Genomic DNA, 14,819 nt, shown 5'->3' with positions numbered 1-14,819 from the left:
TAACAATGTCAACAACCGTTTCCCAACTCGCTCATTACAATGCCAAGGTGGCACGCAGCCGCGCCACATCAGAACCTGCCTGGGTCCGCTGGAGCCTGATCATCATCGCGCTCCTGTTCCTCAGCCTGTTCCTGTTTATCCCATTGGCCGCGGTGTTTACAGAAGCGCTACGCAAAGGTTTTGAAACCTATATTGCCGCCCTGGTAGAACCGGATGCATTATCCGCCATCAAGCTGACACTGATCGCAGCAGCCATCTCCCTTCCACTCAATCTGGTATTCGGGGTGGCCGCCGCATGGGCCATTGCCAAGTTTGAATTCAAGGGCAAAAGCATATTGATCACCCTGATTGATCTGCCGTTTGCTGTTTCCCCGGTGATCGCAGGCCTGATCTATGTGCTGATTTTCGGGTTGCAGGGCTGGTTCGGCGAATGGTTGATTGATCATGACCTCAAGGTGATATTTGCCATCCCCGGTATTGTACTGGCCACCATTTTTGTCACGTTCCCGTTTATTGCCCGTGAACTCATTCCTTTAATGCAGGCACAGGGCAAGGAAGAGGAAGAGGCCGGGTTGGTACTAGGAGCTTCTGGTTGGCAGATTCTCTGGCATATCACGCTGCCTAACATCAAGTGGGGACTTCTCTACGGCGTCATTCTTACCAATGCGCGCGCCATGGGTGAGTTCGGCGCAGTTTCGGTGGTTTCCGGACACATCCGTGGCATGACCAATACCATGCCGCTTCATGTGGAAATCCTCTACAACGAATACAACTACGCTGCCGCATTTGCTGTTGCTTCGTTACTGGCTTTCCTGGCACTCGTCACACTGGCACTGAAATCCTATATTGAGTGGCAAAGCGCCCATAGTGTCATTGCTGCAAAACCCGTAGACGAATAACAAGACTCACTTTAAAGAATACCTGGCACAAGGATAGCCCCATGAGCATAGAGATCCGCAACATCAAGAAGGAATTCGGCAATTTTACCGCCCTCGACAACGTCAATCTGGACGTACCAAACGGCGAGCTTGTGGCCCTGCTCGGTCCATCGGGATGCGGCAAGACCACCCTGTTACGCATCATTGCGGGCCTAGAGTCACCTGACCATGGAAGCATACACTTCCATGGAGAGGAAGCGACTGATCGCGACGTGCGGGAACGCCAGGTAGGATTTGTATTCCAGCACTATGCGCTGTTTCGTCATATGACGGTATTCGAGAATGTCGCCTTCGGCCTACGCGTGCGCCCAAAGAAAACGCGCCCCACGGAAGCCGAAATCCACAGGCGTGTGCATCAGCTCCTGGAGCTCGTGCAACTGGACTGGCTGGCAGACCGCTACCCTCCTCAACTATCAGGTGGTCAGCGGCAGCGTATTGCACTGGCACGTGCATTGGCAGTAGAACCCAAGGTATTACTGCTGGATGAGCCATTCGGCGCTCTGGATGCCAAGGTGCGAAAGGATCTGCGCCGTTGGTTGCGCCGCCTGCATGACGAACTGCATATCACCAGCGTGTTTGTGACCCATGACCAGGAAGAAGCCCTGGAAGTGGCTGACCGCATAGTCGTCATGAACCATGGCCGTATAGAACAAATAGGCTCACCTCAGGAAGTTTACGATAATCCGGCTTCACCGTTTGTCTATAAATTCCTTGGCAACGTGAACCAATTCAATAGTCGCGTCAATGAAGGCCAGGCGCATATCGGCGACATTTCACTCAGCCTGAATCAACATCATTCCATACAAAACAGCAATGCGCTGGCTTATGTCCGTCCGCACGATATTGAAGTGTTTACAGAGCCCAATGGCGAGCAAACTCTACAAGCCATAGTGAGCTACATCCACGCAGCAGGCCCATCAGTCAGGCTTGAGCTTCAGCCAGTCAATGAAAGCGATACGATAGAGGCTGAAATTTCGCGAGAACGCTTCCGCGAGCTTGCGCTCAATCAAGGTGCACACGTTTACCTGAAGCCGCGCAGAGTTCAAGTTTTCTTGGAAACTGGAACTACAACGCCTAGCTGAATAATACAAATCTATATCACGGCCGAGCTGACAACAGGGAGGCATCTACGTAATCAACATTAGGTGATGGCTTTTTTGTGATTGGCTGGTGCCTGAAAGCTACTGCGAGACCCTTTCACTATTTGATTATTAATCAAATGATTGAGTATATTTTCGGTAGCAATGATTTAGAAATACAGATAACGCTAAAAAATCTATTAAAAGAGAATCCCCTCAAACCATAAAGCCACTTTACTCAGTCATTAGCCACCCTCGGAATGCCCGATAAACTCTTGATCATCGCGGGTCACGTTCTTGATATTGTTCCGATACCCCACCCTCGGAATGCCCGATAAACTCTTGATCATCGCGGGTCACGTTCTTGATATTGTTCCGATACCCCACCATCGGAATGCCTGATAAACTCACAAAACCAGAAATAGAAGTGGTTTCCTGCGTTCCGATACCCCACCATCGGAATGCCTGATAAACTCAGGCGCCATCGCATTTGCCCGTGACTTCATGTTCCGATACCCCACCATCGGAATGCCTGATAAACTCTCATCCTCGGCAACGAACATGCCGCCGGCTGTTCCGATACCCCACCATCGGAATGCCTGATAAACTCAATTTTACCAATTATGGATTATATATAGATGTTCCGATACCCCACCATCGGAATGCCTGATAAACTCGCATTGGTTATGCGTATGATCAGGGTTATTGTTCCGATACCCCACCATCGGAATGCCTGATAAACTCGAACAAGGCTCAACGTCACCTCCACATAATGTTCCGATACCCCACCATCGGAATGCCTGATAAACTCCGGTGGCGATGTAGCGCGTATGGTACTTTTGTTCCGATACCCCACCATCGGAATGCCTGATAAACTCTAGTTGTTCGCAACTGGTTAATTTATAAAGAAGTAATTACTAAAAAAGCTCAACTTGCTCCGGCATGTTGGGCTTTTTCTTTGTGGGCTTAGTACCAAAAAACTCTTTGGTCATGCCGTATTGTTTGTCAGTCACAATAAAAAATGCGACTTGCGCATCTTTAGGGATGAGTGGACGCAACCTCACAATCGTCGCTTCACCCACTGCAATCGTCGGAAAATGATGCACATACAGAGAATTTTGCAGTTGCACAAAATTTTCTTGTAGCAAACTACGCCGAAACACGCTGTAATCATGTCTCGCTTCGGAATCAATCATTGGACAGTCATATACACAGATCACCCACATCACGCGCCACCCGTTTACGCCCATGACTCGTCTTCATCTCTTTGCAGCAGGGCATCTTGCGGCAAATGTAACTGTTCAGCACGACCATCCAGCACTCGCACAAAACTGGCAATGCTCTCGTTAATTGCAGCGGGCAACCGATAACCCGCACCATTAAGTTTTATTTCTTTTTCTATAAAGCTCAAAATCTCTTTACGTGCTTTGCCATCAAATTCACCAAATTGTCCGAGCGCCACATGCCGCTCAACCACAAAGCGATAAGGCTCTATAAAATCATCTGCCAGATTAAAAGGATTTTCCATATTGCTATGCCCCAAACCCAACGCAGGGTTTAAACCCGCCATGACAAGTGAACGCGCCACCATCGAACGCAACACGGCATAGCCAAAGTTAAGCCTTGCGTTAAGTGCATCTTCCGCACCTTGTTTTTCCCGCTTGAAATCCCCGTCAAACAAATATGCCCAATAATGCTTGGCACCTTGGCCTTCGCATTTGGTTTTGTCTGCGGGTTGCACTTCTTTTGCCAGCCGCTCAAGTCTGAGTGCACCTTTACGATTCAAAACCCGTAAGTTTGCAGCTTGAGTATTTAATCGAGCTTGAACAATGGCCTGCCAGAGCCGATCTCTAGCAGCACTAGTGTCCAACACTATCTGCTGTCGCAAACGGCGCACCAAATCGCCATTGCCGACTTGCGGTAGCAGCCATGCGCAAGGGTGATGAACTTCATCAGTAACCATCACACTGGCACCGGCCTCAGCCAATACTCGTAAGGCTTGCACAGAGATTTGTATGGTGTGGTGATGCAGACATAGAACAGCTATGTCTTTCGGCGGCACAAAGCTGTCGTCAAAACCATCGCGCCTGATCCTTAGCCTGCCTAAATCTACCGATAGCGAGGCAGGGTTCTCAATAAGCAGGATGCGATGGTCAGACATTTTGATTAACGAGTTTTATCTGTAACAAACGCTCGTTGAAGAAATCCATACGTCCAGCGGACTGCTTTATTTTCCCGACATCTTCTGCACTTTCAGTCCATGCCAATGTAATCATAGTTGGACGCGGTTTCTTGCCGTCGCTAGCCGCAAATTTTTTGATTCTGTATCTCTTGCCAGTAGTTAAATCTTCGACGACATCTCCCTTGTAATAACGGGTAACGCTTTGTGGTTCTTTTTTGCCTTTTTCTGCCAGCCCCTCCTGTACACCTACCAATCTGACCGTTGGTAAGCCATGTTCGTGCTTGGTAATCTCCATGTAAGCGTAGCCATCATCCCGCAGAAATTTTTCAAGGGGTTTGACAGGCTTTTTACAATTCGGATGATCTACAACCTTACGTTTATTGGGGTGCTCAATGGGAGATGCTTCCTCCGCCGAATACGCGGTGAAGCAAACCACTTTTTTAATGGGTAATGACTTAGTTTTTCCTGAATAGATGTCTTGATATATCGGTTCAGACATTGCTTCAATGATTGTTTTTCCTGTTTGGATGCGTTTATCAAACTCTGCCAAAACAATCCGACGCGTTGTGTCGCTAACGATGCTTAGAATATTTTCTCGAGCCTGATCTTCAATGGTTTTCTTTGGGGAACCATCTTTTGCTTTTTTCTCTTTTAAATCAGCTACCAAATCAATTAGCTTATAGCGCTTGGTCAGCATAAGACGCTCAGCTTTATCGTTATATGCTCTCCCATAAGGATTATCTTTGAAAATAGCGCCATCAGGATAACGATCCGGCTTGATTGAAAGCGGGCATTCCTTCACTGCTGCCAACGCCAATTCACGCACATTTTTCAGCGGTAAAGCTTCGCCGATGCGTAACCTTGGTTTTTCACCCACCTCGACATGTTCACTATCCAGCTTGTATTGCCGTGCCATTTGCTGGAACAAGGCGCGAGAAGTCAGCGCAATAGTGATAGCGTCAATCAGGTGGTGCCTATGGTCTATGCGTTTATCGAGCTTGCGGTCGGTATGGCGTGATTTATCCAGCTTGCCGTGGTTATCCAGCACTCTGTGGCCCTCCCACACATCGCGGTACTTTGTAAAGTCTTCTGGTGAGATGACCTGACCTTCCTCATCCAGCACTGGTAAACCCTCGGCAATTCTGGCCTGAGGAATGACGGTTTCCAGCTTCCATTTGCGACGTAAGCCGGCTGTCATTTCGCCGCGCGAAACAGACACGGGCGTTTTGCATATGCTTTGCAGCCACTGCGCCGCCTCTTTGGCGATCCATGAAGTTTGGTGAAACTGGCGGTCGGCAAAACCGTCTATGGATTCATCGGTGAGTACCTCTTGCTCAAAGTCTTCCAGTAGCAACAGCTTGGCTTTGCGGTAGTGCTTGTTGTCCGCAAAGTATTTGGCGCGCGCCTGAATTACTTGCCAGCGCTCAGCGTCATGACCCCATGCTTGATAAGGTGTGCGGTTGCCTTTTTCCTGATTGCAGCTACGGTGTGCCAGCACAATCTCGCTGCGCTTCAAACCCACCTGGGTAAGCGAGCGTGGAAGGATATGTTCATATTCGGTTTCAGCACCGCTCAGTGCATCAGCTAACGTAATAGTTTTGCTGCAATACGGGCAATGCCCGGCGCCTTGTTCTTTCCACAACAAATAACGGCGCACTCTTGACGGCGTAACGGTTACGCCATGCTGGCGGATTTGTTCTTCTGCCTCCGATCGCGCTTTGCGATTTTTGGCATTTGCTCCCTCACGCTCATTGCGTTTAGTTACTCCCAGGCTCAAATCCCGTGCCATCTCCACTACAATTTGCTCGGGTGTTGTACCTAGTTCCTCGATCATGCGATTCACCACGTAGCGAATCTGCCGCAAGGAACCATCCACTACGGCGTTGCCTGTCACAAGGGGCACATCGAGCTTATCTAGAAGAACAGTCTTACGACGTTTTCTAAATTCCTCTCGATAACAAACACGCGCAGCTCCATCCTCGTCTATATTTTTTGTGCCATCCTCTTTATCATTCCAATCGCCAGGCCATGAAGGATTATCTAGCCATTCAGTCAGCATTTTTAACGCTTTGATGGAATAGGATGCGCGACCACCCTCAAAGCCCATCTTGCTCAGACGATCAAACTTCCCCTTAGCTTTCAGATCATTGATAAAGGCAACGAGTGCTGCTGGCAACTGGCGTGGAGTGCCATCAATCTTGGCAAAGCGGGTATGCCATACGGGGTCATCTAACTGTTCTGGCGAACCCAAATCCGCCAGAAAATTGATGGCCTGTATTTGCGTACGCTCATCCAGCGCCAACCATACCTGCTCCATATCCAGTTTGCGAAATACGTGGTTGGTTTTATTACCCGGAATTTCATCGCGGCTTAGGCGATCCAGATTCAGGCCCTTGGTTTCCGGTTTTGGGCAACCTGCAACGGTAAGCGCTTTGTAGACAGCCTCAAACTTCACCACCTCTTTTTCATCACAAAGCTGCCGAATAACGGCCTTTTGTCCGGGCGTGAGCTTTTCCGCACGCTTACCTGCACCCCATCGTAAATCCGCCAGTGTTTTTTCAATACGAAAACGCTGAAAAGCCAACTGCGCACGTGGAGCACGAGCGAGGGTCGGTTCCAAGTTGCATTGTCCAACCATGCCACCTACCGCTTTTAACGGGCGCTGATGAAAAATCGCTTGGTGAAAAACTTCCTTGAGTGACTTACCCTGATGTTCTGTGCGCAGGACGGGATAAAACTCAGATTGTGTTTGCCAGATTTGTTCGAACTCGACTTCAAGCTGGCTTCTGAGTGCGTAGAGGTTTTTATCCGTGGTGGTTTTATCGTCGGGCTCTTTAATTTTCAGTTTGGTGGGTTTGTTGTCCAGCCAGCGCTGGTACAGAAACTCACCAACCGTAAGGCTTTGTTGCCCTTTAGCTTCAGCTAAAACCTGCATTTCAATTTTTAAATCGTTATTTCCACCCTCAACCTCGCCAAGCTTGGCACCCTCTTTCTTAGGGCGGAACTCGCCGGCGTAGCCTCGCCGTTTGCCGATTCGGATAAGTATTCGGATAAGGTCAGAAAGATCAACTTGCTCTCTAGCTGCTTTAGCTCTTAACTCAAGCAAAGTACGTCCGCTATCAAGAGATGGCTCAAGCTGAATCCCAAGTAGCGTTGCTAACCCTGCAATTCGTTTAGTTCTACCTAACCGCCTATCAATCTGACGCCTTTGCATGCGCGCCGTTCGGCGCGCAGCCTTTTTGGATTTGAGACCGGCTTGGCTCTTTTCCAACGGCTCATCAAAAATCCTTACATGCTTCCAAACTAAATCAATAGGGTTATTGAACTCATCCAAAGAAAATGCAGCAACCCCCAATGATGCTGTGCCTACATCCAAACCAACTCTATACCTCATATGGATTATCCCTATATTGAAGTTATTCATTGTTGTGGTAGAGTAATAATCGTATCAGGTATTCCGATGGTGGGGACTATCGGTAACAAGGGGAAGTTGAAAAACGACCCCACCGATATAAAAGGCAGACTTCGGTCTGCCTTTTTCATGCCTACACTCATTGTTTAATTATCTTAGTAAATAAAGCTTAAGTTATAATTCACCAGTTTTCTATCAACTGGACGCTCAGGCTCTACCTCTCAATGATCAAAAAACTGCTGCAACGCGTTTTTAAGTCCTCAAAAAAACCCGCCTCGCCCCCTGTCGTCACAGACAAGAATTCAACCAGCAATGGTAATGCCAAGCGCATTCCGGCAAAAATCCACCGTATTGATCGCAAACTGATCAGCCATGCCGCCATCAAGACAACTGAGGGATTGCAAAAGGCTGGATTCGAGGCCTTTATAGTAGGCGGGGCTGTCCGTGATCTTTTGCTCAAGAAACGCCCCAAGGATTTTGATGTGGCCACCAATGCCACGCCGGAACAGGTGAATCGGGTTTTCCGCCGCTCACGCATTATTGGTCGCCGATTCCGCCTGGTACACGTCATGTTCGGTGATGAGACCATAGAGGTATCCACATTTCGCGGCAGCCACCTGGGAGATGAAGGTGATTCCAAAGTCGCGGATAGCGGCCGCATTCTGCGCGACAATGTGTTTGGCAATCAGGAGGAAGATGCAGTACGCCGTGACTTCACGGCCAATGCACTGTATTACGACCCCTCCAGCGAGGAAGTGCTGGATTTCCACAATGGGGTAGCTGATATCCAGGCGGGTGTGCTGCGCATGATTGGTGACGCAACAACGCGCTACCGGGAAGACCCGGTGCGCATGTTGCGTGGCGTCAGGCTCTCAGCCAAATTGGGACTCAAGCTGGACCCGGCTACAGAAAAGCCGATTTCACAACTGGCAGACCTGTTGCATGATGTGCCGCCCTCGCGCCTGTTTGACGAAATGCTCAAGCTATTCCTGTCTGGACATGCTCTGGAAAGCGCCAGTGCACTGCGACAACATGGCCTGCATCATGGTTTGCTGCCATTGCTTGATGTAGTGCTGGAGCAGCCGATGGGCGAACGTTTTGTCAAGATTGCGCTGAAGAACACGGATGACCGCGTGCTGGCAGACAAACCTGTTTCCCCCGGCTTCCTGTTCGCCACGTTGCTCTGGCATGAAGTCCTGCTCGCCTGGAAGAAATTCGAGAAACAAGGCCAGCGCCCCATTCCGGCTTTGCATATGGCAATGGATGAGGTATCGGACATTCAGTCCGAGAAAATGGCCATTCATAAGCGTTACAGCGTGACCATGAAGGAAATCTGGGGCTTGCAGCCACGTTTTGAACAGCGTTCAGGCAAGCGGCCATATAGCTTATTGGAAAATCCACGTTATCGTGCTGCTTATGATTTTCTGCTGCTGCGTTGCGAGTCCGGCGAGCTGCCGGAAGAACTTGGCCAATGGTGGACTGCCTTTGCAATAGCAGATGCCGATGAACGCCAAGCCATGCTGCAACCGGATACCACACCCAAAAAACGTCGTCGCCGCCGCAGCCCCAAGAAACCGGGCGCCAGCGCTGGAGAGTAAGCAGTGGCACGTGCATACATAGCTCTCGGCAGCAATCTTCAACAGCCCGAGGTTCAGGTCCGGCGTGCATTCGATGAGTTGTCCTCATTACCACAGACCAAACTGGTCAGAGCGTCATCGCTTTACCGCACAGAGCCGGTTGGATACGATAACCAGCCAGATTTCATCAATGCCGTTGCCGAGGTGGATACCACGCTTGAACCACTGGCATTGCTGCGCGCCATATTGGCGCTGGAAAACCTGCATGGTCGTGAGCGCCCGTTTCCCAATGCTCCGCGCGTGCTGGACCTTGACCTTTTGTTTTACGATGGGATTGCACTGCAAACACAGGAGTTGACCCTCCCACATCCCCGCATGCATGAACGCGGGTTTGTGCTGTTACCATTGGCAGAGATCGCAGCAGAACTGGACATTCCTGGTTACGGCAAGGTTTCAGACCTGGCTCAGGATTGCATGGATCAAGGTATTGAAAGAATGGCAGACTAAAAGAGCGTGATGAGTATTTTCGACCGTTTCCATTACATTGTGATTGAAGGCCCGATCGGCAGCGGCAAGAGCACGCTCGCACGCAAACTGGGCGATATATTCCCGGTGAACCTGCTACTGGAAAATGCAGATGCCAATCCTTTCCTGCCCAAGTTCTATCAGGATGCACCGCGCTATGCCCTGCCCACCCAGATGTTTTTCCTGTTCCAGCGTGTAGAGCAAATACGCAGCCTCAGCCAGCGCGATATGTTCAGCCAGCATACCATTGCTGACTTCTTCCTGGAAAAAGATCCCCTTTTTGCGCAGATGAACCTCAACGATGAGGAATATGCGCTTTACCGGCAAATGTACAAGCACCTGCAAGTGCAGGTTCCTCCGCCAGACCTGGTCATCTACCTGCAAACCCCGGTGGATACTTTGCATGAGCGCGTGAATCAGCGCAACACAAGCTACGAGCAGGAAATCCCCAAGGAATACCTGGCCAGGCTGGCCGATGCCTACAGCAACTTTTTCCATCAATATGATGGCGCGCCAGTACTCATCGTCAACAATGAGAAACTCGACATTACGGAAAAAGAATCCGCCATGAACATGCTGCTGGAACGCATCATGCAGATACGCAGCAGGCGCGAATTCTTCAACCCCAACCTGGAGTGAGAGGGCATGAATCTGCTTTCCCTGCAACAAATGAAACAGAATGGCGAGAAAATCGCCGTGCTCACCAGCTACGATGCCAGCTTTGCCGCATTGTGCGAGAAAGCGGGTGTTGACGTATTGTTGGTGGGTGACTCACTGGGCATGACCATACAAGGCAACCTCAGTACCCTTTCCGTCTCCATGACAGATATGCAATACCACACCCGCTGTGCCACCAACGGCGCCAAGGCTGCTTTTATCGTCACCGATATGCCGTTCGGCAGCTACCAGCAAACGCCAGAACAAGCATTTGAAAATGCTGCCTTGCTGATGGCCGCAGGTGCACAAATGGTGAAAGTGGAAGGTGGCATGGTGATGCGCGACACAGTGAAATTTCTCGTTGAACGTGGCATCCCGGTATGTGGACATCTTGGCCTGACCCCCCAATCCGTACATCAATTTGGCGGTTATCGTGTGCAGGGCCGTGGCGAGGCAGCCGCACAGCAATTGCTGGCAGATGCCAAAATACTTGAAGAAGCCGGCGCAGGCCTATTGGTGCTGGAAATGGTGCCAAGCAGTCTTGCCGGTATGGTCAGTGAAGCACTGACCATACCGGTCATTGGGATTGGGGCGGGCGCAGACTGTGACGGGCAAGTGTTGGTAATACAGGACATGCTGGGGATTTACGCGGGAAAATCACCCCGTTTCGTGCGCAATTTCATGCAGGGAGCATCCAGCATTCAGGAAGCTGTAGCCGCCTATGTGGCCGCCGTCAAGGACAAGACCTTCCCTGCGGCCGAACATTGTTTTGAGTGAGATACCGATTGGAAATCATCGCAAAGATTGATGTACTGCGTGAACGCCTGGCACAAGAAGGCACTATTGCCTTTGTGCCTACCATGGGCAACCTGCACGCAGGGCACATTCACCTGGTAGAGATGGCACGCCAGCATGCGCAATGCGTAGTTGTCAGCATTTTCGTGAACCCATTGCAATTTGGTGCCAATGAAGACCTAGCCAGCTACCCCCGCACCCTCAAGGAAGATTGCGAAAAACTGCAGGCAGCGGGGGCCGATGTCGTCTTCACACCCACCGAGCAAGAACTCTACCCTGTAGCGCAAACCATGCTGATCGAACCACCATCCATCGCCAATGAGCTTTGCGGAGCAAGCCGCCCAGGCCATTTCCGTGGGGTGGCAACCGTGGTCATGAAACTGCTCAATATCGTACAGCCGCAAGTGGCTGTATTTGGCAGCAAGGACTTTCAGCAATTGTTCATCATCCGCGAACTGGTCAGGCAATTCAATCTGCCAATCGAGATTATCGCCGGTGCTACACAACGTGAAGATAATGGCCTGGCTCTCAGCTCACGCAATGGCTACCTCAGTGCAGCACAAAAGTTGGAGGCCCCACGGCTCAACCGGACCTTGCAGCAGATAGTAGACAATGTGCAGAAGGGTAACCGCGACTATGCGGCGATAGAGACCCAGAGCAGCCAATACCTCACCCAGCTCGGCTGGATAGTGGATTACATCTCGATCCGCTCAGCCAGGACCTTAGCCCGCGCGGCTCCAGAAGACCGCGAACTTGTCGTGCTTGCCGCTGCACAGCAGGGCAAGACTCGCTTGATCGACAATATAGAATTCAACATTACGTAAAATAATCAGGCTCAATCGCCTACCTTGGACTGACACCATACTTCAGCTACTCAGAGCCCTTTACTCAACTGTGACGAGCAATAAATGACTCTCAAAGGATATCCTATCAACTTGACTCCAGGCTCCGCTATTGAAGAGGAATGCGTTGCCCGATGCAGTTACAGTAACGGCTATTATGGCAAACCTCACCGCGTAACATTCACAACGGCCTATCGCTGGTAAGGAAAGGGCAGTACATTTGTGTGCATTACTCCTCTTCCTGCACTCCGTACTTCATATTTCCTATCCACAAGTCATGCCACCGGGCCGGCTTGCTGGCAAAGCCCAGGCTGTCCAATGCATCCAGGGTTTCCTTGGCATCCAGCTTGCCCAGGTCCATCCCGGACAATCTGCCCACAGGCTGCCATTGCCCATGATTCAATCCAAAAATACGGCTTGAATAACGGTTGAGCAGTACCAGCTCATCCATGCCATCGCTGTTCAAGTCCAGCTTCAGCACAGGGCAAGGCTTGTTTTCCCGGCAATTAAGATACAAGGCCCGGCTGTTCAATTGTTCCCGTAGGTATTGAATAAAAGAAGCAGGCAATTCGGCGTCATGTGGATAGATCCTGAGTTGGCGCCGCACGGTTTCGTCACTGAAATCCTGACTGTCTTTCGGTTTATAAGTACGATATTTCACCTTGGCTGCGGCATCTGCCTTTTGCCTCAACAACGCGGCTTGCGGGTGAGATTGCTCATGGCTGAGACGCGAAAGCGCCTGGTTTCCGTAACGTCCCGCCTCCAGGCGCAAATACTCGAAATCAAAACTGCTGACAGCTACTTTCTGTTGCAGCAGGCGCGCTACCTGGCTATTGACGGCGATCCTGGCCGGATCGAGCACTGGGCTGCAGGCAAGAATGGCCAGTACGACCGTGATGAGGGCAGCACCAATGTTAATCCGGCTGGCAGATTCCATCCAGACCGGTTGCCGGCGCAATACCACGCAGGCATATCCGAATGCATAAATGGCCATGACCGCGATCACCAGCGCCGCCCACACACGGTCTATCGTCCAGCCATATTGGGCAACGCGCAAACCCAGTGAATAAACAGATAAGGCGATATAGACTGGCATCGCCAACAATCCCACACTAATGAAACGCAGCAGCCATTTGGGAAAGCGCTGCTCACCAGAGGCATCCTGCCAGGCCGCATTGAACAAGAATACGGTCCAGGCCAGCAGGCACAGCATCAAGCTGGTGGCATAACCGGTTTTCCAGAGCAAGGCCAAGCCCTGGAAAGGCAGGGCCAGCAGGAACAGGATCAAGATAAAGCTCACTACCGGCAGCAGCCAGCCCAGGATATTCAGGCTTGCGCGGTAAATTCCCACCAATGCCTCCTCTTTTGCCGCGTAAAGGGAAAGCCCTATACCGAAAACAATGGCGGTGACTGGATAAGCAAAGATTCTACTGGTGAAAAGATCCATGAGGAAACTGACATTGAGCACCTTGAACAAACCTGCGAGCAGGAACAACAATGCCCAGAACAAGCCAGTAAATACCCCCGCCAATAGTAGCTTGACCAGGTTGCGCCAGGCAGCAGAAAACAGGAGGGAATAATCACTGAACCAGCCACCCCGGCTCAGCCTGTGTTCGGCAAACGGCAGCAAGACAAACCAGCTTGATAAGGTGATGACACTCAGGATAAAGCCAAGCTCGCCGGTTTTGTTAAGAGGCAAATCTGCCACCCATGCCTGGCGACCAACATAAGCTGCAGCACCAGCCATCGACAATGAAAAAGCCGCAGCCAAGCCCCACAAGCGTCTCTGGTGACGATATGCGGAGAGCAACATTTGACTGAGCGGCAAGGTGATGATGAATACATACAATGGCCAGATTAAAGTGAAATATTGCCCCGGGGTTGATAGCAGAAGTATCCACTCATGCAGCAGCCACAGCCCCACTCCTTGTAGCGTTGCCCAGGCAATTATCCAGCTTCGCTCCTGCCTATCCATAACCCCATCTCCCCCTCAGCAATAAAACTTCATTTATTCAGCGTGTTGTTTACACTATAATAGCCGGTCTTATTTTTACATTACAATTGGTAGGCCATGCAAAGAACTATGCTCAAATCCAAGCTTCATCGCGTGCGTGTGACGCACTCGGAGCTGGACTATGAGGGATCCTGCGCCATTGATGAAGCGTTGCTGGAAGCTGCGGACATCCGCGAATACCAGCAAATCGACATCTACAATATCAATAACGGTGAACGTTTTACAACCTACGCCATCCGTGCCCAGCGTAATTCCGGCACAATTTCGGTCAATGGGGCGGCTGCCCGCAAGGCAAGCCCAGGCGATCTGCTGATTATTGCGACTTATGCCAGCTATACTGAAGCCGAGCTGGCAACATTCAACCCCCAACTGGTGTACGTTGATGCAGAAAACCGCATCAAGGACCAACGCCAGCATATACCTATACAAGCCGCCTAATGTTAGATCTAGAAGAAATGAAGCTGGCCGTCGTAGACGCGCTGGAAGATATCAAAGCCTTTGATATCACGGTCATGGATGTACGCAAGCTCACATCCATGACCAACTATATGATAGTCGCCAGCGCGAACTCCACGCGCCAGGCCAAGGCTGTTGCCGATAATGTACGCGAAAAACTTAAAGCCAAGGGTGCCAACCTGCAAGGCACTGAAGGCGAAAAAGAAGGCGAATGGGTGCTGGTTGACCTGGGCGATATCGTCGTTCATGTCATGGTGCCTGCCACCCGTGCCTATTACAACCTGGAACAGCTCTGGGGCGAGGCGGAAAGCCGCCGTGGCCATATCAAACCCACAGAGTAGT

The 14,819-nt window shown here is 50.7% G+C and carries 13 protein-coding genes and 1 CRISPR repeat array; of the genes, 9 read left to right on the top strand and 4 right to left on the bottom strand.

Annotation, left to right across the window (positions count from 1 at the left end; all coding sequences use genetic code 11):
• The first annotated feature begins 5 nt into the window (after window positions 1–5).
• A complete protein-coding gene (cysW, locus tag LG200_RS01550; protein ID WP_226755844.1) occupies window positions 6–899 on the top strand; it encodes a sulfate ABC transporter permease subunit CysW in 894 nt (297 codons plus the stop codon).
• A 41-nt stretch (window positions 900–940) separates the two neighbouring features.
• Window positions 941–2,020, top strand: a complete 1,080-nt coding sequence (locus tag LG200_RS01545; protein WP_226755843.1) for a sulfate/molybdate ABC transporter ATP-binding protein — start codon at window positions 941–943, stop codon at window positions 2,018–2,020.
• 301 nt (window positions 2,021–2,321) lie between these two features.
• Window positions 2,322–2,895: a CRISPR direct-repeat array (repeat unit 38 nt; unit sequence TGTTCCGATACCCCACCATCGGAATGCCTGATAAACTC).
• A gap of 39 nt (window positions 2,896–2,934) precedes the next feature.
• Here the strand turns inward: LG200_RS01545 and cas2 are convergent.
• Genes cas2 through cas9 form a run of 3 tightly spaced genes read right to left on the bottom strand, consistent with a single transcriptional unit; the run spans window position 2,935 to window position 7,593 of the window.
• Window positions 2,935–3,243, bottom strand: a complete 309-nt coding sequence (gene cas2 / locus LG200_RS01540; protein ID WP_226757269.1) for a CRISPR-associated endonuclease Cas2 — start codon at window positions 3,241–3,243, stop codon at window positions 2,935–2,937.
• Between the two features lie 14 nt (window positions 3,244–3,257).
• Window positions 3,258–4,178, bottom strand: coding sequence for a type II CRISPR-associated endonuclease Cas1 (cas1, locus tag LG200_RS01535; RefSeq protein WP_226755842.1), 921 nt, complete (start codon window positions 4,176–4,178; stop codon window positions 3,258–3,260).
• On the bottom strand, window positions 4,171–7,593 hold the full coding sequence (cas9, locus tag LG200_RS01530) for a type II CRISPR RNA-guided endonuclease Cas9 (RefSeq protein ID WP_226755841.1): 3,423 nt from the start codon (window positions 7,591–7,593) through the stop codon (window positions 4,171–4,173). Before cas9 ends, cas1 begins: the two co-directional genes overlap by 8 nt.
• Window positions 7,594–7,835: 242 nt before the next feature.
• On the opposite strand from cas9, the gene pcnB reads away from it, so the two are divergent.
• From pcnB to panC, 5 genes are read left to right on the top strand one after another with little or no spacing between them, the layout of a single operon-like run.
• Window positions 7,836–9,209, top strand: coding sequence for a polynucleotide adenylyltransferase PcnB (gene pcnB, locus LG200_RS01525; protein ID WP_226755840.1), 1,374 nt, complete (start codon window positions 7,836–7,838; stop codon window positions 9,207–9,209).
• A gap of 3 nt (window positions 9,210–9,212) precedes the next feature.
• The gene (gene folK, locus LG200_RS01520; RefSeq protein ID WP_226755839.1) at window positions 9,213–9,695 is read left to right on the top strand and encodes a 2-amino-4-hydroxy-6-hydroxymethyldihydropteridine diphosphokinase; all 483 of its coding nucleotides are present in this window, start codon (window positions 9,213–9,215) and stop codon (window positions 9,693–9,695) included.
• A 9-nt stretch (window positions 9,696–9,704) separates the two neighbouring features.
• On the top strand, window positions 9,705–10,352 hold the full coding sequence (locus LG200_RS01515) for a deoxynucleoside kinase (protein ID WP_226755838.1): 648 nt from the start codon (window positions 9,705–9,707) through the stop codon (window positions 10,350–10,352).
• 6 nt (window positions 10,353–10,358) lie between these two features.
• The gene (gene panB / locus LG200_RS01510; RefSeq protein WP_226755837.1) at window positions 10,359–11,147 is read left to right on the top strand and encodes a 3-methyl-2-oxobutanoate hydroxymethyltransferase; all 789 of its coding nucleotides are present in this window, start codon (window positions 10,359–10,361) and stop codon (window positions 11,145–11,147) included.
• A gap of 8 nt (window positions 11,148–11,155) precedes the next feature.
• Complete coding sequence (gene panC, locus LG200_RS01505; protein ID WP_226755836.1) at window positions 11,156–11,989, top strand: pantoate--beta-alanine ligase; 834 nt, start codon at window positions 11,156–11,158, stop codon at window positions 11,987–11,989.
• A gap of 247 nt (window positions 11,990–12,236) precedes the next feature.
• Here panC and LG200_RS01500 read toward each other — a convergent pair whose 3' ends face one another.
• Window positions 12,237–13,982: a DUF4153 domain-containing protein gene (locus LG200_RS01500; RefSeq protein ID WP_226755835.1), complete on the bottom strand. Its 1,746-nt coding sequence runs from the start codon at window positions 13,980–13,982 to the stop codon at window positions 12,237–12,239.
• A gap of 96 nt (window positions 13,983–14,078) precedes the next feature.
• Here LG200_RS01500 and panD point away from each other — a divergent pair, with 96 nt between their 5' ends.
• Entirely contained in the window at window positions 14,079–14,459 is a 381-nt protein-coding gene (gene panD, locus LG200_RS01495; RefSeq protein ID WP_226755834.1) for an aspartate 1-decarboxylase, read from the top strand.
• The gene (gene rsfS, locus LG200_RS01490) at window positions 14,459–14,818 is read left to right on the top strand and encodes a ribosome silencing factor (protein ID WP_226755833.1); all 360 of its coding nucleotides are present in this window, start codon (window positions 14,459–14,461) and stop codon (window positions 14,816–14,818) included. The genes panD and rsfS overlap by 1 nt, the downstream gene beginning before the upstream one ends.
• The last annotated feature ends 1 nt before the right edge of the window (window position 14,819 follow it).

The organism is Methylobacillus caricis, assembly GCF_020532705.1.
Taxonomy (GTDB): Bacteria; Pseudomonadota; Gammaproteobacteria; order Burkholderiales; family Methylophilaceae; genus Methylobacillus; species Methylobacillus caricis.
This window is presented reverse-complemented; position numbering and strand designations above follow the sequence as displayed.

Bases quoted from the DNA above. Each gene is read 5' to 3' on its own strand.
- cysW (WP_226755844.1), top strand. From the start codon at position 6: ATGTCAACAACCGTTTCCCAACTCGCTCATTACAATGCCAAGGTGGCA.
- LG200_RS01545 (WP_226755843.1), top strand. From the start codon at position 941: ATGAGCATAGAGATCCGCAACATCAAGAAGGAATTCGGCAATTTTACC.
- cas2 (WP_226757269.1), bottom strand. From the start codon at position 3,243: ATGTGGGTGATCTGTGTATATGACTGTCCAATGATTGATTCCGAAGCG.
- cas1 (WP_226755842.1), bottom strand. From the start codon at position 4,178: ATGTCTGACCATCGCATCCTGCTTATTGAGAACCCTGCCTCGCTATCG.
- cas9 (WP_226755841.1), bottom strand. From the start codon at position 7,593: ATGAGGTATAGAGTTGGTTTGGATGTAGGCACAGCATCATTGGGGGTT.
- pcnB (WP_226755840.1), top strand. From the start codon at position 7,836: ATGATCAAAAAACTGCTGCAACGCGTTTTTAAGTCCTCAAAAAAACCC.
- LG200_RS01515 (WP_226755838.1), top strand. From the start codon at position 9,705: ATGAGTATTTTCGACCGTTTCCATTACATTGTGATTGAAGGCCCGATC.
- panB (WP_226755837.1), top strand. From the start codon at position 10,359: ATGAATCTGCTTTCCCTGCAACAAATGAAACAGAATGGCGAGAAAATC.
- LG200_RS01500 (WP_226755835.1), bottom strand. From the start codon at position 13,982: ATGGATAGGCAGGAGCGAAGCTGGATAATTGCCTGGGCAACGCTACAA.
- panD (WP_226755834.1), top strand. From the start codon at position 14,079: ATGCAAAGAACTATGCTCAAATCCAAGCTTCATCGCGTGCGTGTGACG.
- rsfS (WP_226755833.1), top strand. From the start codon at position 14,459: ATGTTAGATCTAGAAGAAATGAAGCTGGCCGTCGTAGACGCGCTGGAA.